Origin of the sequence: Mesorhizobium sp. B2-3-13 (genome assembly GCF_006442195.1) — a bacterium.
Taxonomy (GTDB): domain Bacteria; phylum Pseudomonadota; class Alphaproteobacteria; order Rhizobiales; family Rhizobiaceae; genus Mesorhizobium; species Mesorhizobium salmacidum.
The window spans coordinates 27,723-47,527 of the sequence record NZ_VFVQ01000016.1 but is presented as its reverse complement, the minus strand read 5'-3'; the positions used below and the strand labels follow the sequence as shown (position 1 = coordinate 47,527).

Annotated in this window: 18 protein-coding genes and 2 pseudogenes; 9 read left to right on the top strand and 11 right to left on the bottom strand. The window is 61.3% G+C overall.

What is annotated here, in order from left to right; genetic code table 11:
- Positions 1-62 precede the first annotated feature (62 nt).
- Both FJ941_RS19370 and FJ941_RS29475 read left to right on the top strand, forming a co-directional pair.
- On the top strand, positions 63-260 hold the full coding sequence (locus tag FJ941_RS19370; protein WP_140508043.1) for a hypothetical protein: 198 nt from the start codon (positions 63-65) through the stop codon (positions 258-260).
- Positions 257-517, top strand: coding sequence for a hypothetical protein (locus tag FJ941_RS29475; protein ID WP_246673894.1), 261 nt, complete (start codon positions 257-259; stop codon positions 515-517). Before FJ941_RS19370 ends, FJ941_RS29475 begins: the two co-directional genes overlap by 4 nt.
- A 21-nt stretch (positions 518-538) precedes the next feature.
- Here FJ941_RS29475 and FJ941_RS19360 read toward each other — a convergent pair.
- The 6 genes and pseudogenes from FJ941_RS19360 to FJ941_RS19340 form a co-directional block, all read right to left on the bottom strand.
- Positions 539-1,132: pseudogene (locus tag FJ941_RS19360) on the bottom strand (SOS response-associated peptidase).
- A 699-nt stretch (positions 1,133-1,831) separates the two neighbouring features.
- Positions 1,832-1,999, bottom strand: coding sequence for a hypothetical protein (locus tag FJ941_RS29035; protein WP_181167519.1), 168 nt, complete (start codon positions 1,997-1,999; stop codon positions 1,832-1,834).
- 345 nt (positions 2,000-2,344) lie between these two features.
- A complete protein-coding gene (locus FJ941_RS19355) occupies positions 2,345-3,274 on the bottom strand; it encodes a DUF2493 domain-containing protein (protein WP_140508192.1) in 930 nt (309 codons plus the stop codon).
- A gap of 365 nt (positions 3,275-3,639) precedes the next feature.
- The gene (locus tag FJ941_RS19350; protein ID WP_246673885.1) at positions 3,640-4,788 is read right to left on the bottom strand and encodes a toprim domain-containing protein; all 1,149 of its coding nucleotides are present in this window, start codon (positions 4,786-4,788) and stop codon (positions 3,640-3,642) included.
- On the bottom strand, positions 4,745-6,841 hold the full coding sequence (locus FJ941_RS19345; RefSeq protein WP_140508039.1) for a ParB/RepB/Spo0J family partition protein: 2,097 nt from the start codon (positions 6,839-6,841) through the stop codon (positions 4,745-4,747). The genes FJ941_RS19350 and FJ941_RS19345 overlap by 44 nt, the downstream gene beginning before the upstream one ends.
- A gap of 169 nt (positions 6,842-7,010) precedes the next feature.
- The gene (locus tag FJ941_RS19340) at positions 7,011-8,201 is read right to left on the bottom strand and encodes a DUF932 domain-containing protein (RefSeq protein ID WP_140508037.1); all 1,191 of its coding nucleotides are present in this window, start codon (positions 8,199-8,201) and stop codon (positions 7,011-7,013) included.
- A 574-nt stretch (positions 8,202-8,775) separates the two neighbouring features.
- Here FJ941_RS19340 and FJ941_RS19335 point away from each other — a divergent pair.
- A complete protein-coding gene (locus FJ941_RS19335; RefSeq protein ID WP_246673883.1) occupies positions 8,776-10,086 on the top strand; it encodes a tyrosine-type recombinase/integrase in 1,311 nt (436 codons plus the stop codon).
- Between the two features lie 444 nt (positions 10,087-10,530).
- On the opposite strand, the gene FJ941_RS19330 is transcribed toward FJ941_RS19335, so the two are convergent.
- The gene (locus FJ941_RS19330; RefSeq protein WP_140508035.1) at positions 10,531-11,565 is read right to left on the bottom strand and encodes a YihY/virulence factor BrkB family protein; all 1,035 of its coding nucleotides are present in this window, start codon (positions 11,563-11,565) and stop codon (positions 10,531-10,533) included.
- A 471-nt stretch (positions 11,566-12,036) separates the two neighbouring features.
- Between FJ941_RS19330 and FJ941_RS19325 the strand changes: the two genes are divergently transcribed.
- A complete protein-coding gene (locus tag FJ941_RS19325) occupies positions 12,037-12,444 on the top strand; it encodes a lysozyme inhibitor LprI family protein (protein ID WP_140508033.1) in 408 nt (135 codons plus the stop codon).
- Positions 12,445-12,601: 157 nt separating this feature from the next.
- On the opposite strand, the gene FJ941_RS19320 is transcribed toward FJ941_RS19325, so the two are convergent.
- Positions 12,602-12,877 (bottom strand): hypothetical protein, encoded by a 276-nt coding sequence (locus FJ941_RS19320; RefSeq protein WP_027143995.1) that lies wholly within the window; start codon positions 12,875-12,877, stop codon positions 12,602-12,604.
- A 203-nt stretch (positions 12,878-13,080) separates the two neighbouring features.
- Here FJ941_RS19320 and FJ941_RS19315 point away from each other — a divergent pair.
- The 5 genes and pseudogenes from FJ941_RS19315 to FJ941_RS19295 all read left to right on the top strand — a co-directional run.
- Positions 13,081-13,422, top strand: a pseudogene (locus tag FJ941_RS19315) (helix-turn-helix domain-containing protein); the annotation flags it as partial.
- Between the two features lie 573 nt (positions 13,423-13,995).
- The gene (locus tag FJ941_RS19310) at positions 13,996-14,280 is read left to right on the top strand and encodes a hypothetical protein (protein ID WP_140508031.1); all 285 of its coding nucleotides are present in this window, start codon (positions 13,996-13,998) and stop codon (positions 14,278-14,280) included.
- A gap of 492 nt (positions 14,281-14,772) precedes the next feature.
- A complete protein-coding gene (locus FJ941_RS19305; RefSeq protein WP_140508029.1) occupies positions 14,773-15,003 on the top strand; it encodes a hypothetical protein in 231 nt (76 codons plus the stop codon).
- Complete coding sequence (locus FJ941_RS19300; RefSeq protein WP_246672956.1) at positions 15,000-15,443, top strand: hypothetical protein; 444 nt, start codon at positions 15,000-15,002, stop codon at positions 15,441-15,443. The genes FJ941_RS19305 and FJ941_RS19300 overlap by 4 nt, the downstream gene beginning before the upstream one ends.
- A gap of 154 nt (positions 15,444-15,597) precedes the next feature.
- The gene (locus FJ941_RS19295) at positions 15,598-15,942 is read left to right on the top strand and encodes a hypothetical protein (RefSeq protein ID WP_140508027.1); all 345 of its coding nucleotides are present in this window, start codon (positions 15,598-15,600) and stop codon (positions 15,940-15,942) included.
- A gap of 28 nt (positions 15,943-15,970) precedes the next feature.
- Here FJ941_RS19295 and FJ941_RS19290 read toward each other — a convergent pair whose 3' ends face one another.
- The 3 genes from FJ941_RS19290 to FJ941_RS19280 are packed head-to-tail and all read right to left on the bottom strand — an operon-like array spanning position 15,971 to position 19,645.
- The gene (locus FJ941_RS19290) at positions 15,971-17,590 is read right to left on the bottom strand and encodes an ABC transporter ATP-binding protein (protein WP_140508025.1); all 1,620 of its coding nucleotides are present in this window, start codon (positions 17,588-17,590) and stop codon (positions 15,971-15,973) included.
- Positions 17,591-17,607: 17 nt separating this feature from the next.
- Positions 17,608-18,729 (bottom strand): ABC transporter permease subunit, encoded by a 1,122-nt coding sequence (locus FJ941_RS19285; protein WP_140508023.1) that lies wholly within the window; start codon positions 18,727-18,729, stop codon positions 17,608-17,610.
- Positions 18,722-19,645, bottom strand: a complete 924-nt coding sequence (locus tag FJ941_RS19280; RefSeq protein WP_140508021.1) for an ABC transporter permease subunit — start codon at positions 19,643-19,645, stop codon at positions 18,722-18,724. Before FJ941_RS19280 ends, FJ941_RS19285 begins: the two co-directional genes overlap by 8 nt.
- Positions 19,646-19,805: the final 160 nt, after the last annotated feature.

Sequence of the window (19,805 nt, the reverse complement as noted above, 5' to 3'; positions counted from 1 at the left end):
CGCACTGGTTCTGCCTGGCCCACCGCGGCGATGGCGACCGGTACCTTTGAAGGAGAAAGACCATGCCAGATAAACCGCCGTACATGCCGACAGGCATTGGGATGGGCATGTTGGTCGACGATGAAGCTAAGGTCGGTGTTCTGATATTTGAGACGGCGCAAGGTACGTTCGACTTCGCCATCAATCTCCAGGCGGTGGACGTCCTAACCAAAGCGCTCAACAAGATCGAAATGCATCTCCATTCGGACAAGGCGCACTGAATGTCCGACTTTTGTCCTCCCAGAAGAAGCCAAAGCTCATCGTTGTCGTCGCGTTCGACCGCGCCGAGGACGGAGAATTATTCACGGCCTATGGCCCGACTGACCAGCAGAGCGAGGATCGCGCTGTGAGAACGGCCAAGGCGCTAGCAGGGCAACATGTGGGAGTCATCGCATGGAGCCGCGATGCAGACCCGGCGCTTGGCGATGGTCCACCTACGACACTATTCGTGAGCGGCGATGTTCCAGACATGGAGTAGATGGCACCACCGGACCGAGCATCACGAGCTTTCTGGACGCACGGTTTCCGCCGAGAGCGATCTCGCCGGAAGCGGCCGCAAAAGCTCCGCCTCGGGCTTCGTCAAATTAATCCAGGCCGCCCAATTCTCAGGCTGAAGCACCACGACCTGGCGATTGTGGTAAGGCGCGGATCTGGGCCGGGGCCGGTCGTCAGCATCGTGAACGTGGGTGGCTTATTGCCGGTCCCTTCGCGCCACAGCCCCAGCAACGGCCATGAATCGAGAGCCGTTGAGCGTGAACCTATGCTTCGCCTTCGGATATTTCGTGCCCGTGAATTCGAAGAACGCTGACGCCGGAATCAGGCAGCGTTTGCAATTGCCGAATTGCCGCCCTTCAGAACGGAAATTGAACACAGGCCCGCCCTTTGGACCGCTCGGCGGAAATCCGAACGTCATCGAGGCCAATTCCATAGTGTCGCCTGCGGCGCGGACCATCGGCGCGGGATCATTGATGAGGATATCATCCGCCTGTGGCAAATCGAGTTCGGATTGGCGTGTCGAGATTTTAAGCGCCAACGACGCCATCATCCGGCAATATTCAGCCCAAGCGACGTGTTGCTCATAGTCATTGCACATGAAAGCTCCGGACCGACGATCCTCACTCTAGGGCAAGCAGACCCGGGATGAAAAGTGCCGGCACTCAACCTAAGGGGGCCCGTTCAACCAGGATGTCTGCGTCCCTTCCGGCGCTCTGGCGTCTGAGCCCTGCGGCCAGTCGAATTCTACCCGGTAGGCTGTCGAGGCTCGCCGCCGCTGTCCTACACTTCGTCTGTCCGAACTGCACCGGCCCTTCCGAGCAGTCGGTTCCTCGACAAGGTTGGCCGACCGACCGCTCGCTTCAGACTCTGCCTCGTCGTTGTCCTCTTCCTCACCTGCCCTCGCCCTTCCGGCGCGCGCAAGCTGCCAGCGTTCTTTGTTCAAACCAAACAAGGGCGTACAAAGCGGAAGCATCGAAATGCCGCCAGCGGGACCGAGCCATTTCGGTGCTGAAGAAGGTTCGTGGCCCTGAGACCGGTTCAACAGGGCGGCCGTAGGAGCATCAGCATAGCGCCGCCGCCAGGCGGGATGCGGGACCGACAGCCCCCGGCGAAGGGCGCCATATCGAGACTTATGTCACCTTGGCGAACTCTAATATCGTTTCTTTGCGGTTGGCGGTGAGCCGCCATAGCATTGCTGCGGACAGCGATCCTGCAATATCAAAGTTGTTGAAAATATCGGCAGGCTGGACATGAGCAGAGAGCCGCAGCCGCCACTTTCCTAGCAAGTGGCATGGCTTCATCCCGCGTACGGGTCGATTTCACGGACGATCTCCGAGTCATCACCGTCGTATTCGGCAACGGGCATGACCGCGAGCGTGCCGTCGCCGGCGCGGAAGATGACGATGCTGACCATGAGGCTGGTGGCAAGGCTGAAGGCAAAGGCGTTGGCTTGTGCGAGAGACATCTTCCGGCTCCTGTTTGGAAGCGGGGATCGCTCCCCGCGTGACAGGCGCCCGATGTGTCCGGCCGAGGGCCGCAATCACCGTGGAGGCGAAGTCGAACCGGCGGCACGCTTTGCGTAGTCCGACCCTTTACGGGTTGATGGCATCAGGCCCTCGGTCCGGACCAAGGAATCGCGCCCATGAACGAGGAAAGCGATCCCCACTTCCAAACAGGAGCCGGCGAGACGAAAACCAAGCTCAAGACTTTGCATTCAGCGCAGCCATTCCGGAAGGACCATCGCCGGCCCTTGTCTAGGGCGACCAGTCGGACGGGAACTGCTCCTGTGCGGTTGGCAGGAGGCGACGCCTCATGGGGCGCCGAATTTCATGACCGGGATGCCGAGCCCGCGCGCCTTGTCGACGAGGTTGTCCTGGATGCCCGAGCCTGGAAAATGGACGACACCGATTGGCATCGTGTCGAGCATGGTGTCATTGCGTCTGAAGGGGGCGGCCTTGGCGTGCCTTGTCCAGTCAGGTTTGAAGGCGATTTGTGGCACCTTGCGATTGTATGCCCATTTGGATGCGATCAACTCCGCACCGCGGGGTGATCCGCCATGGAGCAGAACCATATCCGGATGTTTGGCATGCACCTGGTCGAGTTTCGTCCAGATCAGACGGTGGTCATTGAAGTCGAGCCCGCCAGTCAGGGCGACCTTCGGCCCGGGAGGCAAGAGCGCCTGGCTGTCTGCGTGCTTTTTCGCGGCAAGAAAGTCACGACTGTCGATCATTGCCGCGGTGAGATTCCGATGATTGACCCTGGAGCCCGAACGTGGCCGCCATATCGAAAGGGTATGGCGCTCGAAGTGTTCGGCGGCCTGGTCGCGCATCAGTTCAAAGGCGCTACGGCGTTCGAGCAGCGTCTGACCCTGCGCGATCAGCCTTTCGAGTTCGACGGACTTGACCTCGGATCCATCTTGTTCCCGTTGCAGGCGCTGCTGAGCGAGTTCGTTGTCGTCGAGCTCGCGTTCGATCCGATGCGTTGCGCGATGGAACAGGTTGACCGCGCCCCACAGGAGTTCCTCAAGGTCGGCTTCAAGCCGTGTGTCGGCTAGCGCTACCACGAGGGCGTCGAAGATGTCGGATACGCTGGCCGCGATAGCGTGGCCTTCGGGAAGCGGTCGCGGATCGGGTTCGTCTTCGAAGGGACGGTAACCGTAGAGCTGGAGTTCCTGGAGGACGTGGTCAGTCGGAGATGACGTATGCGATGGTTCGAAGGCGGTGTGATCGTGGTCGTCCATGGTGGTTTTCCTTCTCCGTACGGCCGCGCCATCGCGGCCTTCGTGGCGACGAAGGCGGCGGGCGGCCTGGACTTGCACCCGCAGCGCCAGCGCAGGGCCGCAACGGCAGTGGAGGATGGCGACAGCCTGGTTATTTTGTTTCGCGATGGAAAGGCCCGCAGCCAGGGTCCTCACGCGGCTGCCGCGTGGGGTGGAACGGGCCGCCGGAAAATAGCCGAAGCGCAGCCATTGTCGGTCCGGGCAGGCCGCGGCCCGATCGCCCTCTGGAAGGCCTTGGGGCGGTTCTTTGCGGCGGAGGATCACCATGCACACATGGATCGCCCGACAGCGACCTGCCCCGTCTCCTCCTCTTTCCGGTCACGCCGTCAGGCCATGAAGCGGGCGACATCATGGGGGGCGATTTGAGGGCGCAGGATCGCTCTTAGGGCATCGAGACCAAGCAGCCGCAGGTCCTCGTTGAAGTCAGCAAGTCGCGGCGTCAGCACCATCGCCTCGATCCCCGCCGAGTTGGCGCGTGCGACAAGGGTCGCCACTGCCCCATCTCCCGCCGGATCATTGTCGCGGGCGATGTAAAGTCGCCTCAGGGCGTTGGGGAACTGTATTGCTGACAGGTGAGCCGCCGATAAGGCTGCGATCGCCGGCATTGTGGGCAGTGCCGAGCGTTGCGAGAGCATGGTCTCGATGCCTTCACCGGCAGCCACCACATCGTATTCGACGCCGAAGCGGACCGCGTGCCCAAGCAGGTCGCCCATGGCCCGCCTGGGAGTATCTACCGGAGCGCGGCCGAGATGGGCCTCGCTGAAACCCTGGGGATCGAGCCAGGTACGGTGTGCGCCAGTAAGCTTGCCAGTGAGGTCCGTGACGGCTGCAATCATCGCCGGCCAGGTCTCAATCGGGCCGGGATCGTCGGGACGGTAATAACAATGCGGATGAAACCGCAGACATCCGGTTTTGTGCAGTGCTGTTATGCCGCGTGCACGCAAATACGTCTCCACGAGCGTCCTTGAAATCGGTTGCGACATGGAAACCAGTCGCCGCGCGGCCTCCGCGGAACCGGAAGGTGCGAGCGTCTTGGTCCACATCGGTGCTGTCGGCTGCTGTTCGGAACGCGGCAAGCTTAGGAAGGTGCGGGCTTCCGCGGCGACATCGAGAAAGTCGATCAGACCGCAGCTCTCCCGGATCACATCCAGCAAGTCGCCGTGCTCTCCCGTGGCAGCGTCGGTCCATTTGCCGGCCGGGCCTTTGGGAGAGTCGTTCAGCCGCACGTACATCGAACGCCCTGGCGTGTTTCGGGCGTCGCCGATCTGCCAATAGTTGCCCTGGCGTCGGCCGTTTGAGAGATAGTGGCGACATACCGCCTCTGCCTGCTGCCCGAGACGGCGCGCAAGATCATGCTGGTTTTGCGGCACGGTGCGCCTCCAGGGGAAAGGCCCGCCGTCGCCGGCGGGCCAGATGAGGACTTTCCGCCGCTCATGCAGCCGCGATCGTGTGATGTGCTTTGTCGGCTTCATCATTTTCAGCGAAGTCGTCGGCGTCGGCCATGGACGTTTCGCCGTCGTTCTCCGCCGTCGGTTCGACCACGATTTCCGACGCGTGCGTTTCCTCGACTTCTGCTTCCCGGTGCCCCGGCGTGCGCAGCGGCTCGGGCAGCCAGCCGGTGTCGGCGATCAGCATCTCAGCCTCCCTTGCCATGTCGCCCTTCTTGAGGTGCACGATCCGGTCAGCAGCCTGCTGTCCTTTAGCGTCGGTGACCGCCTGGAGAATGCGGGCCTTCGTGACGCGGCCAAGGAAGGTGTCTACGGCCGGCCGCCAGCCGGCCGCCGTCATGTCGAGCTCGACGGCCTGCGCCAGCCGGTCCGCATGGGCGAGCGCACGCGGCCGCCGATTCCACGCTTCATGCACAGCGTTCACCGACAGACTGACGACATGAGCGAAGAGCGCGGTCTGGCGATCGCGATCCCAGTCCTGGAGCGCGTCCCACAGGTCCGCGGCTTCCTTCGGCAACGCCTTGGCCCAGTCGTCATGTCGGACGCGGATCGCCTGAGCACAGATGCTGTCGTTCAACCCTGGAGCTTGGGCGCCGAAGCTGATGTTCTTCAGGTCCAGCTCCAGACAGGTTTCTGATCCATAATGGTAGAAGATCTTCAGCGTGAGCGCGTGCAACGCCGCGAGAAAGGCGACGTCTGGCCATTCGCCGAGCGCCTGGCGCAAGCCAAGCGTGCGATGTGCGGTCAACTCCGTCATGAGCCGGTCGGAGATAGGCGACAGCCCTTCATCGTCCTCGGGCTCGGCCGGCGGTTCGCTGTCCATCGTGAGGCTGTCGTCATCATGAATCGCTGCAGCCGCGAGAGGCTCGGTTCCACCTTTGGCCGTCTGTATATCGACGGGCAGTTCGTCCTCCGGACGCACGTGGCCGCGCTCGACGCGCAGACAACCGTCAGGTGCGATGCTGATAAAGGCGCCAGCACGGACAATCTCCGCTGGGTCGAAGGCGAGTGGCCGGCCGTGGAAGGATTCGAGCCCAGTCTCCAATTCAGCGAGACGTTGATCGATGTCGTCAGGAAGGTCCTCGACACTGTCATATTCCTCGGACAGACGATCGAACTCAGCCTGCAAGGCCTCTCGCGTCGTCACCTCCTCTGGAGCAAGCGGCATCGGCTCGCCGCGAAGTTGGCGGAGCCCGAATGTGTGGCCGTAGGCGAAGTCGGGCGCGACCTCGATCCACTTCCAGCCTTCGACGAGAACTGCCTCCGCCTCGCGTTCCAGCTTGTCCGTGACCAGCCGATCTACCAGAAGGACGTCCTGCAGCCAGCCGCCGTCATCGCCCTGGAACAGGTCGCGCATGACTATGCCTCCAGCATCGCAATAGGCTTCGATGCCGATGAACTGCACCCGTTTGTCTGACGCTCGCACCGCGCCCTCGGTCAGCATACGCCGGATGGCATAGGGCTGCTTGTCATAGGAGGCCTTCAGGCGCTCGAACACCTGCTGTTGGCGTTCGTGGTCGCCAGAGACGGTGAACGCCATGAGTTGATCAAGCGTCAGACCGTCCTCCGCGTAGGTTTCAAGCAGCGACGGCGACACCGAGGCCAGCTTCAGACGCTGCTTGACGACACCGACGGAGACGAAGAAGGCAGCAGCGATTTCCTCCTCCGACTGGCCCTTCTCTCGCAGGGCGAGGAAGGCGCGGAACTGATCGAGGGGGTGCAAGGGTGCACGCTGGACGTTTTCCGCCAGAGAGTCCTCTTCGGCAATGCCTTCCTCGCGCACGACGCAGGGGACGGGCGCCGTCTTGGCGAGGCGCTTTTGCCTCACCAGCAGCTCCAATGCACGATATCGCCGGCCGCCGGCCGGAATCTCGAACATGCCGGTTTCGACACCGGCTTCGTCTTTGACCGGTCGCACGCTGAGGCCTTGCAGCAGGCCACGGCGGACAATGTCCTCGGCGAGTTCCTTGATCGATATGCCGGCCTTCACGCGCCGGACATTCGCCTGGCTGAGCACGAGCTTGTTGAAAGGAATGTCGCGCGAGGGCCCCAGGGTGATCTTCTTGGCATTGGTAGCCATCAGGATGTACTCCGCGACGGGCGGCCGAAAGCCACTCTCTCGGCCTCCAACCCGTCACGAAGCGCAGCGCCGCCCTCTGACTCTTGAGGGCAGCGCCGCGGAACCACGAGGAGGAAGAACGCAAAGCCACGAAGCTGGAGACTGCGTTCGCATTCCCGGCTCCCGAAACTCACGCCGCTCGGTCGAGCAGTTTCTTCGCCCGCGCCTCCAGATCGAGCCGAGCATCCTGATGAGCCTTGTCGCGCGCTACCGCCGTGATGCCCTGCACGAAGTCGAATACGCTTTCGGCCTTGCGCCCTTCCTCGGCCAGCACCGTCTCAATGACCTTCGCCGCCTCGGCTTTGGACAAGCCGCGCTTGCGCAGGAAGTCGCTGCGGTCCTCATCGGTGCGGGCGACGATCCGCTCCCGCGCCGCCTTGATGCCGTTGACGAAGGGCACTGACGAGGAGTTCGCGAAGCGCGCCAGCGCCGGCGCGGCCTCGTGCGCGAAACGCGATGCAGCGTATTTCGAATGGCGGATGGTAATCTCCTCGAAATCTTCAACACCCCAGAGATTGCGGTTCTGGCAGACGGCGCGGAGGTAGAAGCTCGCTATGCCGAGCGTCTTGGCGCCGACCTCTGAGTTCCAACAGTAGAAGCCGCGGAAATAGAGATCGGGCGAGCCGTCCGGGAGCCGCCCAGCCTCGATCGGGTTGAGGTCGTCGACCAGAAAAAGGAAGACGTCGCGGTCGGAGGCATAGAGCGTCGTGGTGTCCTTCGTGATGTCGACGCGAGGATTGTAGACGCGTGTGGACCAATCAAGTACGCCGGGCACTTTCCACCGGGTGTCGCCGGTGCCGTTGCCGGCGATACGCTGCACGGCGGCGACAAGCTCGTGGTCGAAGATGCGGCCGTAGTCCGGGCCAGTGACCGCGCGTAGCTCGACGCGGCCATCCTCGGTCTCAAGCGTCTTTACCTGCTCAGCGCGGTGGGACGTCAGGCCGTACTGCAAATTAATCCCGGCGAGCGGTGCTGGAAGCTGGCGCAGATAGGCCGTCGGGGCGCCAACGAGGCTCGCGAGTTGGCCAAAGCTCCAATGGGTCGGGATAATGGGCGTGTCCGTGTCTGGTAGCACCAGCGATAGGCGTTCGGTATCGTCTCGGCTTGCCTCCACCCGAATAGCCGCACTCTCCACCGTCCTCGTCCGGCTGCGCTCGGTCCGGATCTGCACCGCGGCGAATAGCTCCGACAAAGACAGGTAGCGTTCATCGGCCGGCCGGGAAAACCATTCCGAGGATACGCGGCCAATCCGCTCGCCGCGGCTCACATCCACCTTAATTCCGCCGGAACGATCCCGGGTGGCGTCCAAAACTTGTGTCATGGGTCGTCTCCATGACGGGCGCCGGGAGCCACTCTCCCAGCTATCAGCCCGTCACGGAAGCTCATCCAAACTCTCACTCTCTTGTCTCATGATAGTCGGCCGCAATATTTGCGCTCCTTCGAGTCCCTTGTCGCCGACCCAACTTTCTGGCTGCGACGCAGCCGACATTTTCATTCGAGCGAATACTCATCCGATCTGAGATTGACGATGGTTATTGTGTGCACCGCCGTTTTCTACGCCAGAGTGTCCCAATCACCGCAGAATAGATCTGATGTCATTCACACATCGCCCTTGGATCCGTACATTCCAATCGGATGATCGCCTAAGTAAGCCCTATGCGATGACGTTCAGGTTGTTCTCCAATGTCTCCCGAAAGGCAAGCAATGAGCATTTCAGAGCAGTTGGACGACCATACGCCCCTACGACTCAACATAGCTGCCGAAATCGCCTTTCCGGACGGCTCTATGAGTGCGGCAGGTCTGCGAAAAGAGCGAGATGCTGACCGTCTTCAGACAGAGTTGATCGCAGGCAAGGAATACGTCACTTTGGCAGCGATCGCAAAAATGAGAGAGCTATGCCGCGGACGTCGAAAGGGGCGCGCCTCGTCTGGCGCGCCGAAAGCAGAAGAGCGGACGGAAAGCTGCGCAGCGGAGCCGGCTGGTTCATCCGCGATGGCGCAACCTTCATCAGCGCTTGTGGCGGCACTCGCGACCGCGAACGCGCTGAAAAGCGTCTCGCCAGTCACATCACGGAAAAATACCGGCCGGCCCGCGAGCGCGGTCGTGATCCCGCCACGGTCCCGGTAGCTGACGCCGTAAACGTATACCTTACCGACGTCGCGCCTTCGCACGCGAAGCCGAAAGAAACCGCCGACCGGCTGATCGTTGTCCTAACGTGGTTTGGCGACACAAAGATCGGCGACATCGATGGCAAAATGTGCCGCGATTACGCCAGGGCACACGGCAATGGCGCGGCCGCAAGGCGTCAGTTGGAGGATTTGCGAGCGGCGCTGAACAATTATCACCGCGAAGGCTACGCAACTTCTGCGCCAGCAATTGTGCTGCCCGCGAAAGCAGCACCGCGCGACCGCTGGCTGACCCGCGACGAGGCAGCCGCCCTGCTTCGCGCTGCATGGCGCATGCGCCAGTCGTGGAAGGGAAGGCCAAGCGATCGTCGCACTGCATGCCACGTCGCGCGCTTCATCTTGGTCGCTCTCTATACTGGCACGCGCTCCGCCGCGATCTGCGGCGCGGCCGTCCGGCGAACAGAAGGCGCGGGGCATGTGGATATCGAACGCGGCGTTTTCTACCGCCGCGCCAGCGGTCGCCGCGAGACCAAGAAGCGTCAACCGCCCGTCAGGTTGCCTGATCGCCTCGTGGCACATGTGCGCCGCTGGGCGAGCACACCGCTGGAAATCAAGACCAAGGGCCGAGGAAAAAGCGCCAGCATTGGCCGCATGATCGCCCATGACTACGTGGTTGAGTGGAACGGCAAACCGGTGCAGTCGATCAAGAAGGCCTTCCGCTCGGTGGTCGAGGCGGCCGGACTGGGCTGGTATGAGGAGGTTGCGACACCGCACGGTAGCGTCCGGCGCGTCTTCCGCACCGACATCACCCCGCACGTCTTCCGCCACACGGCCGCGACCTGGCTGATGCAGCGGGGGTCCGACCCCTGGGCGGCGGCCGGATACCTGGGGATGAGCGTCCAAGTGCTCATTCAGACTTATGGTCATCACCACCCCGATTTTCAGGCCCAAGCCGCCGAGGCAATCGTCTCCAAGTCACGCTTGCCAAACATACCCAAAAACACAGTCAGCATGCGCGCGGCACAGAAAGAGAACATTTCCGCCTACCCCACAGTTACCCCACAGATATACCGGAAATAAACGTGAACATTGGCCCTCCAGCGTGATGAGAAACGCCGGAAATCCGGGCTTTTGCTGGCCAACCCGCCCGTTCGGGACGAGGGGGTCGCAGGTTCAAATCCTGCCACTCCGACCAGAAACAACAATGGGTTAGCGCCGCGACGATGGCTACCCCACAGATATCCCGACAGAAATAGCTATGTGTCTACGTGGCGCGTCCCCGCCAGCGGGCGCACGCCCCGCCGCGGTCGAAACCTGCCGCTGCAGGCCGGCGCCATGCTGACATCTTCGCCGACACTTCGCGCTGCAAGCGACATCGGCTACCGCCACCGCACCTCTGTCATCGAGGAGTTAGGCCGGTTCGTCGAGTGGTGCCGGGTTTTCCACGTCTGACGAGCCGGATCGGCGAGGCTCCGGGCGTACCCGGCCCTTTCAGAGCCGTGCGTGGCTTTGCGAATCGAGCCATCATTTATCAGTGCCTTGATCGTTGCCGTGGCGAAGAGCCGACTTCTTGAGATAGGGCGCGATAGAAATCAGGGCTGTGACCAAGCTGCTGAAAACGATCCAGCCAACTATCTCTTTTTCCGATATCTTTCGATCATGTTTGATGCCTGTTGCCGGTGGCGTCCGCGAATGGACGATTTGCGCCAGATCGGCCCGGCTGCCATGCCGGATCGAATAGGCGCGGGTAATTTCCGCGCCGAGTAGAAAGACCTCCGATGAGTAGTAGACCCACAGCAGCACCACAAGCAGCGCCCCGGCAGCGCCATATGAGGAGGCAACCGCGCTTGTGCCAATATACCAGCCGATCAACGACTTTCCGATGGTGAACAAAAGCGCCGTGATCACGGCGCCGACGCCCACATCACGCCATTCGAGTGAACGGTCCGGCAGAACTTTGTAGATGGCAGCAAACATCAGTGCGATCAGAACAAAGGAGACGATGGTATTTATGGAGGCGAGGATAAACTCGCCAAAAGGCAGGTGAGCGTTGATCACTTGGGCAAGCGCCGATATCGCCGCGCTCGCAACCAGCGAGACCAGAAGTAGAAAGCCCAGCGCTCCCACCAAGCCCAGACTTGCCGCGCGAGCCCGCACCAAGCGCGAAATGGAAAATCCGGTGGGTGGCACTTTCCACATCTGGTTCAGTGAAAGCTGCATCTCTCCGAACACCCCGGATGCGGTGACAAACAGAGTGATCAAGCCCAAGATGGTCGCCAAGGTCCCTGCGGTTCTCTGGGAGGCGCTTTCGATCGTTGCTTGCAGCAGGTCGGCACTTTGAGGACCCATGACGCCTGAAATCTGTGCCGACAACGCGACCTGAGCGGCATCGTTCCCGAAGCCCAGACCGGCGATGGCAACAACGATCAGCAGGATTGGAGCGAGCGAAGTGGTCGCATAAAAAGCCATCGCCGCCCCGTGGCTCAAGCAATTGTCGTCGACGAAGCCGCGGATGCTCTCGCTCAGCAGGTGCCAAAACGCAATCAGCGACCGTGACATTGTTAGCCTCAAGACTTTTCGCAGCTCGGCTGGAGAGTTCGCCGCAACACCGGCGGACAATCTTGCGGACGGATTATGACCTTCGTCACCATGGCACCGTCCACACTTCCATGCGCTTCACTCACGATCCTCCCTTTGCTTCAACTCGCGACGTAACTCCGCGTTCCCAAGGCGGGCTCGAAGGAAAAGGTCAGCACATTGACGCCTGCTGTTTGTGCCGGCATCGCAGGATCACTGTTTCGGTGCCACCGGCACAGATGCGAGCGGCGAGAGCATTGATCCGGCTCTCAATTGCTGGTGCGTGGGGGGCGGGCCTTCCGGGAGCATCACCTCAACGCCGCGAAAATCGCTCACGCGATCGACGAGCGGAACACGCGGTAGCGTTGCAAAAAACGAAAAAAGCTGGCCAGCTGCTTCGCCGGAACCGTTACGGAATGAGATGACGCCCACAGGCAAACAGGAGGACAATCGATGAAAACCGCAATTCTGACTGCCGCCGTGGTTCTGGCCATGCCGGGTTTTGCCTCTGCCAAGGACAAATGCGCCGACGCCAAGGATCAGGTCACCACGAACCAGTGCGCCGATGCTTCGTTCAAGAAATCGGACAAGAAGCTAAACGAGCTCTACAAGCAGATCGAAACCCGCCTCAAGGACGATGCGGATGCCAAGAAGCTTCTCGTTCAAGCGCAGCAGGGCTGGGTTAAATTTCGCGATGCGGAGTGCCAATTCCAGGCTGCGGGGGCGGCTGGAGGAAGCATGGCACCGATGCTCATCTCGATGTGCATGGACAGCTTGACGCAATCCCGTGTCAAGAATTTCGAAGGTTACCTGAATTGCCAGGAAGGCGATGCGAGCTGCCCCGTTCCAACAGCGAACTGACGCCCACAATTGGTTTGATCACAATGCAGCGGGAACCAGAAACTCGCTGGGTTTTGCGGCACAATTTCGTCCAAAAAAGCCGTTTTGGATTCGCCTGATGGGGTGCGCCTGGTGGCGGGGCATAACCCGCCACAAGGTTGTTGGCAAAGGCGATGGCCTATTTGGAGCCGCCAAGTGCCTTCAATTTCTCGCAGAACTGAGCATGAGGCTTGCTCATCGCCGCGTCGTTGCATTCCTTCATCATCTTGTCCTGATCAGCCTTGGCCATCGCAGCCCAAGCCTTTTTCATATCGGCGTCGGGCTTCATCGTCTTCATGCTCGCGTCGGTGAAGAACGGGGCCATCATCTTGGGTTCATCGAGCGCGCCGGCAAGCGCCGCGCCGCCAACAATCGTGAAAGCAAGTGCGCCTAAACAGGCAGTTTTGAAGCTCATGAAATTATCCTCCCCTATTTTTGTGCCCCGACCGTCGTTTGCGATCAGGTGCGGTTTCTAACGTAATATAAGCAACATCTAAAAAACGGCGAAATGTTGGGATGTCGCTTCACAAGTCGATCACATCCTTGAAACGAATGGCGCCGCGCGGCGGACTGCCTTTTTCGGATTACCTCAGCCGCCGATATGTCTCGCCTGCTGCGCTGGCACTCACGGGTTTGACCAGAGCACAAGAACACCTCCTGGTCCTTGGCCGCCAGAATGCCATCGAACGGGTCGCAGCCTTGCTGGTCGACATGACGGAACGCCAAGGAGGCCTGCGCAAGATTGAGTGGCGGATGTCGCGACTGGATATTGGCGACTATCTCGGCCTCACCGTCGAAACTGTGTCGCGGGTCTTCACCCGCCTCAAGGACAAAAGCGTCATTCGCCTGCTCGGCTTGCGCAGCATCGAAATTCTAAAGCAGGACGAGCTGCTGAACATGGGCAATAATGCGCCTCGCTCCTCCAACGTCACCCGCAAGGGCACGGTGCACGCCGCCTAGCGGAGACCGAAAAAGCTCAATACCGCTATCACGATGACCACCGCTCCGATGAGCCAAATGATATTGTTCATGATCTCTCTCCCGTTGCCTGCCTGGTGAGCCCGCGCCTCTGGCGGAGGACGCGGGCCGATCAGCCTTTGCCTGCTGATCTTCAGCGGACCTCAAACTGTGATGCCTGCTGTGGAGATAAAACCATTAGGCTTATCTAATGTTCCGTAGCGTGACAGGACCTCGAAATAGCTAAGCAAACTGCTTTTGTGGGACAGAGACAGATTGGTCCTCACAGCGGCAGTTGCGCTGGCCTGCCCGCGCGGACGACGGACTATGCGGCGGCGTAGCTGCCCGGGAGAACCAACCGTAATTGTAGAAGAGCCGATGGCGCGAACATCCCGGGTGAGGACTCATGGGAGTCCGTCGCCAATATTGCGAATTTTCTCCAGGCCTGGTCGCGCGATCCGATAGCCAGCCCTTCGATTTACCATACGTCCCAGCTGTCCCGGGAAGCCCGGAACCAAAGGGATCAGCGGCAGTTGTACCCGACGAAGGGCTAATCAAGGCAATGGAGAAATTGGAATGAAAACAGTGGCCATCTGCGCTTTGGCGCTTTCGCTGGGGTTCCCTGCTTTGGCATCGGCCGCCCAGACTGACGTTATCATCAAGACCCATCATCGACATCATAACCACGTCAGGATCATCAATGAGGAGGGCCAGCGCCTTCATCACCGTCACCATGGACAGATCGCGTTCTACGATAATGGCCGCCGGCACCACCATCGGAATACGGTCGTTGTCACCGGCTCCGTCTCCACTCACCACCGTCATCATCACCCGGTGGTGATGGAAAACAGCGGCTACTGATCGCCGACTGGTGGCCCGGCTCTCGATCAAGCCTGGCCACCAGCTGCGAAAGAGAACCGGGCCAATTCTGATATCTCGTCATCGCCGGAACTAAATTGCGCGAACTTGGGTCCGTGAGCCCAGGCAATTCGTCGTATCCTACGCCGGACGGGCCTGTAGGGGGCTTGCTGCACCAAAGGGGAACTTGGTGATCAATCAGCTGAGGACTACTCCAGCCACCATGAAGGTAATAGCCACAGCGAAGATCGGTGCGAGCAACCAGCGCGCCTGGCCAACACTCTTCTCCATCGGCTTCCTCCCATAATCTCGTAGCGGACAAACGGTGGCAAACAGCGGCTGTTCCGGGCGCCGCGGCCGGCAAGACCATTACGTCTTGGGGCAAGACCTAAGTCCCGCACCGCGCCAGACCGAAGCCCAGCCCTGGAACGTTTGCCCGCCCTCCAGAGTTCGGTTGGCTGGGCGCGAGGACCATCAAAAAAGAAGCGGACGTAGATGACCACGACAATCTCGAATCGTGACAACGCAAGATCCGATGCCTTGCAGCTGCGCGTGGCAGACCTCAGGAGCAGGATGCGCGACGCGCGGATCACCAAGAGCGAAATCAAGACCTTCCAAAAGGTCGCGGCCGTAATGGAGGACGGTCAAGGCCGGATCTATGGCGACGATTTGATCGCCGCATCCTTCGTTACCGACGTGCTGACGGACACGACGCGCCCTGAATGACCATGCCAACAATCAGCAGGCTTTTTGAATCCCATTCTGAAGCAGCCCGGATCGCCGGCAACCTTTTGGCGGCCGGGGTTCCTCGCGTACAGATCGCGATTATCGGGCCCTACCATGACGAAATCGGTGTCCTGAAATCTCCCGCTGTCATGCTTGGCGCCGCCGCCGGGCTGTTGGCTTGCCTGAGCGCTTTTGCTGTCCACGGCATCAATCCTTTTGCGACCGGCCTGCCGGCGACGGCCCTGATAGGCTGCGGCTGCATCCTCGGCGGGTTGTTCGGAGCCATGGCCGCGGGCGCCAGAAGGTTTGAGCGTAGAGGCGTCGACGAAGGAGTTGTGCTGGTGACGGCCCATGTCGATGAGAATGCCACGGACGTCGCCCAAATGGTGCTCGGTGGTGGTTGTGTCCCCATGACCGGATTGGACGCCGAAGCAGCGTAAGATTTCGATGACATTGAATAAACGGGCCGATACCCCAGTGCAGAGCGCGAGCACTGGGCTATCGGCCCCTCAACCTTTGACGAGATGGGCATCGGCCCCTAGTTTTGATCGATGAATATGAGGGAGCCGGTAAAACGGCGAACCGGACGCGGACATGAATTTGATCTCAACGACCGGATCGGCACCGGTTCTTCTGGCTACGGTGTTTCTTGTTGCCGGATGCTCCTCGATCGGCAGGACGGCCGATCCGGCCAAATACGAGAGCATGAGCTGCACCGAGCTCAACAGCGCCGTGGGAAGCAGCGCGAGCGACATCTCGCAAACCGCGATCACCCGCGGCAAAGTCGCCAACACCAGAGTGCCGCGCTGGCTGCCTGGCGGATCGCGCGTGAAGATGGCGGTCGCCAACCGTGAAACGGCAAGGATCGACCGGTTGAAGCAACAGCAGGATGCCGTTGTCGCCGTGCGCGCACGCAAGTGCGCCAGCTCAGCCGGCTGAGCGAACAGGCCTCACCTACAGTGACTTGTCACGCGCTCAACCGGAAGCGCGTGACGTCGATCGCGGCGTTCATCAGCGTCTGTGTATAAGGGGCTTGCGGATTGCTGAAGATGGCCTCGGTCGGCCCCTCCTCGACAATCTTGCCCTGCTTCATGACGATGATGTAGTCGGCCATGGCGCGCACCACCGCGAGATCGTGGCTGATGAACAGGTAAGACAGTTCGTGGTCGGCCTGGAGCTTGCGCAGCAGTTCCACGATCTGTTTCTGCACCGAGCGATCGAGCGCCGAGGTAGGCTCGTCCAGCACGACCATCTTCGGCTTCAGGATCATGGCGCGGGCAATGGCGATGCGTTGCCGTTGTCCGCCGGAAAATTCGTGCGGGTAGCGGTTGCGGGCGTTGGGGTCGAGACCGACTTCGCGCAGGGCCTCGACCGCGCGCTGGTCGCGCTGCTTTCCCGAAAGGTTCGGCTCATGCACCAGCAGCCCTTCGGTGATGACCTGGCCGACGGTCATGCGCGGCGACAGCGAGCCGAAGGGATCCTGGAAGACGAGCTGCATCTGGCGCCGCAGCGGTCGCATCTGCTGCCGGTTGGCAGTGGAAATGTCGCGATCGCCGAACCGAATAAGCCCATCGCTCGGCAAAAGCCGCAGCAAGGCGCGGCCGAGCGTCGATTTGCCCGAGCCGGATTCGCCGACGATGCCGATGGTCTGGTTGCGTTGCAACCGGATCGAGATGTGATCGACAGCCCGCAGCATCAGCGGTTCGCCGGCGAAAAACCCGCCACCGATCCTGAATGTGACTTCGACATTCCTGCCCTCGAGCACCACGGGCGCATTGGCGGGCGGAGGTGCCTTGGTTCCCGTCGGCTCGGCCGCCAGCAGCATCTTGGTGTAGGCATGCTGCGGGTTGGCGAAGATCGCTTCCGCCTCCCCTTCCTCGACGACCTCCCCCTGGCGCATGACATAGACCCGGTCGGCGAAGCGGCGGACGATGCCGAGGTCGTGGGTGATGAAGACGATCGCCATGCCAAGCTTGCGCTGCAACTCGGCCAGCAGCATCAGGATCTGCGCCTGGATGGTCACGTCGAGCGCCGTCGTCGGCTCGTCGGCGATCAGGATGTCGGGGTCGTTGGCGAGCGCCATGGCGATCATCACGCGCTGGCGCTGGCCGCCGGACATTTCGTGCGGATAAGATTTCATCCGCCGGTCCGGATCGGGAATATGGACGAGCCGCAGCAGCTTGAGCGCCTCATCATGCGCCTCCGTGGCGCTCAGGCCCCGATGCCGGCGGATCGGCTCGATCAGCTGGTTGCCGATCGAATAGAGCGGATCGAGCGAGGTCATCGGCTCCTGGAAGATCATGCTGATCTTGCGGCCGCGGACCTTGTTCAGCTCGGATTTGCTCAGCGTCAAAAGGTTGCGGCCGCGATAGTCGACACTGCCCGACGCCTCGCCATTGGAGGCCAGCAGGCTCATCGCCGCCATCATCATCTGGCTCTTGCCGGAGCCGGACTCGCCGACGACTGCAACGGTTTCGCCCGCATTCACGTGGATGTTGATACCCTTGACCGCTTCGACCGCACCGTCGAGCGTGCGGAAGCGGACGCGGAGGTCCTTGACCCTGAGGATCGTTTCGGGAGTGGCCATGTCAGCGTTCCCCATCTTTATCGATCCCTTGGGTCAAGCGCGTCGCGCAGGCCATCGCCGACGAAGTTCAGGGCGAACAGCGTCGAAACGAGGAAGAAGGCGGGAAACAGGAGCAGCCAGTTGGCGGTGCCGATGTTCTTGGCGCCAACCGAGATCAGCACGCCCCAGCTGGTCATCGGCTCCTGGATGCCAAGGCCGAGGAACGACAGGAAGCTCTCCAGGATGATGACCTGCGGCACCAGCAGCGTCATGTAGATCACCACGGGGCCAAGCAGGTTGGGGATGACATGGCGCAGCAGGATGCCGCGCTGGCCGATGCCCATGGCTTCCGCCGCCTGGACATATTCCTGCCGGCGGATCGACAGCGCCTGGCCACGCACGATGCGCGCCATGTCGAGCCAAAGCACGGCACCGACCGCCAGGAACATCAGCACGAAGTTGCGGCCGAAGAACACCACCAGCATGATGACGAAGAAGATGAACGGCAAGGAATAGAGCACGTCGACGATGCGCATCATCACCTCGTCGACCTTGCCGCCGGAAAAGCCGGCGGCGGCGCCATAAATCACACCAATCACCACCGCCACGATGCCCGCGAGCAGGCCGATGGCAAGCGAGATGCGCCCGGCCATCAGCGTGCGCGACAAGAGATCGCGGCCAGTGTTGTCGGTTCCGAACAGGAAATACTGCTGCTTGACCGACGCGATCATCGTCACTTCGAGGCCGTCGGGCGACTTGCTCTCGATCTTGGTGTCGTCGAAGGCATCAGAACGGTCGAGGTAGCGGATGTTGCGGTCGTCGATCGGCTTGGCCGACTTGACCGTGACGAAAACCTGATTGCCCTCCTGGTGCCACTCCTTGATGTCGACGCGCATGCGTTTGATCGCTTCGGTGAGCGCGGTCTCGATCATATCGGGTTTCGGGTAGGCCGACAGGCTTGGCGGCATGCGCACATAATCGGCGTAGATGGTCGTGTATTGATGCGGCACGAACCACGGGCCAAAGACGCTGACGACCCCGATCAGAACGAGATAGTAGAGGCTGAACATGGCGGCGCGGTTGGCCTTGAGGCGCGCCCAGGCATCACCCCAAAGCGAGCGACCGACGATGGCGGGAGCGGTGGCTGCGATGTCAGTCATAGCGCACCCTCGGGTCGACGATCGCGTACATGACGTCGACGATCAGGTTGAAGACGATGGTGAAAATGGCGATCACCACCACCGTTCCCATCACCAGAGTGTAATCGCGATTGAGCGCGGCATCGACGAAATAGCGGCCAACGCCCGGAATGGAGAAGATCGTCTCGACGATGACCGAGCCGGTCAGCAGTGCCGCCGCCGCCGGGCCGGTGAAGGAGACGATAGGCAGGATGGCGCCGCGCAAGGCGTGCTTGACCACCACCGACCAGTCGGAGAGGCCGAGCGCTCGCGCCGTTCGGATATGATGGGATCGCAGCGACTCGATCATCGAGCCGCGCATCAGGCGGGCGACGATGGCGATCTGCGGCAAGGCGAGCGTCAGCACCGGACCTACCTTGTTGATGAAAGCGCCATCGCCCCATCCCCCGATCGGCAACAGCCTCCAGGTCAGCCCGAACAGGAGCTGGATCACCGGCGCGATGACGAAGGTGGGGATGGTGCTGCCGGCGGTCGCCAGCGCAATCACCGTATAGTCGCCAAGCTTGTTCTGGTTGAGCGCGGCAATGGTGCCGAGCACGCTGCCGAGCAGCAGCGCCAGGATCAGCGCCGAGGCACCGAGTTGGACGGAAATGGGTAGGCCCTTGGCAAACAGTTCGGTGACGGTGAAATCCGGCATGTTGTAGCTCGGGCCGAAATTGCCGCGCAGCAGATTGCCGAGATAGTGGACATATTGCAGCCAGAGCGGATCGTTGAGACCGAACTGGGCTTCAAGATTGGCCTTGATCTCGGGGCTAAGTCCCCGCTCCTGGTTGAATGGACCGCCCGGCGCGACGCGCATCAGGAAGAACGCCATCGTCACGATGACGAACAGCGTCGGGATGGCGGTCAAAAGCCGCCGGAATACGTATCGCAGCATCGGTGCCCCGCTTGATCCGGAGCCCGCCCGTCCACCCGGACGATTGCGCTCCAGCCTTCAAATCTTCGCACCGAACTTTCCGAGAATCGATTCCGCTTCCCGGGCCGATGCGATGGCAAACCAGCGCCGCCGCGCATACGTTTGCGCGGCGGCTTGGCTA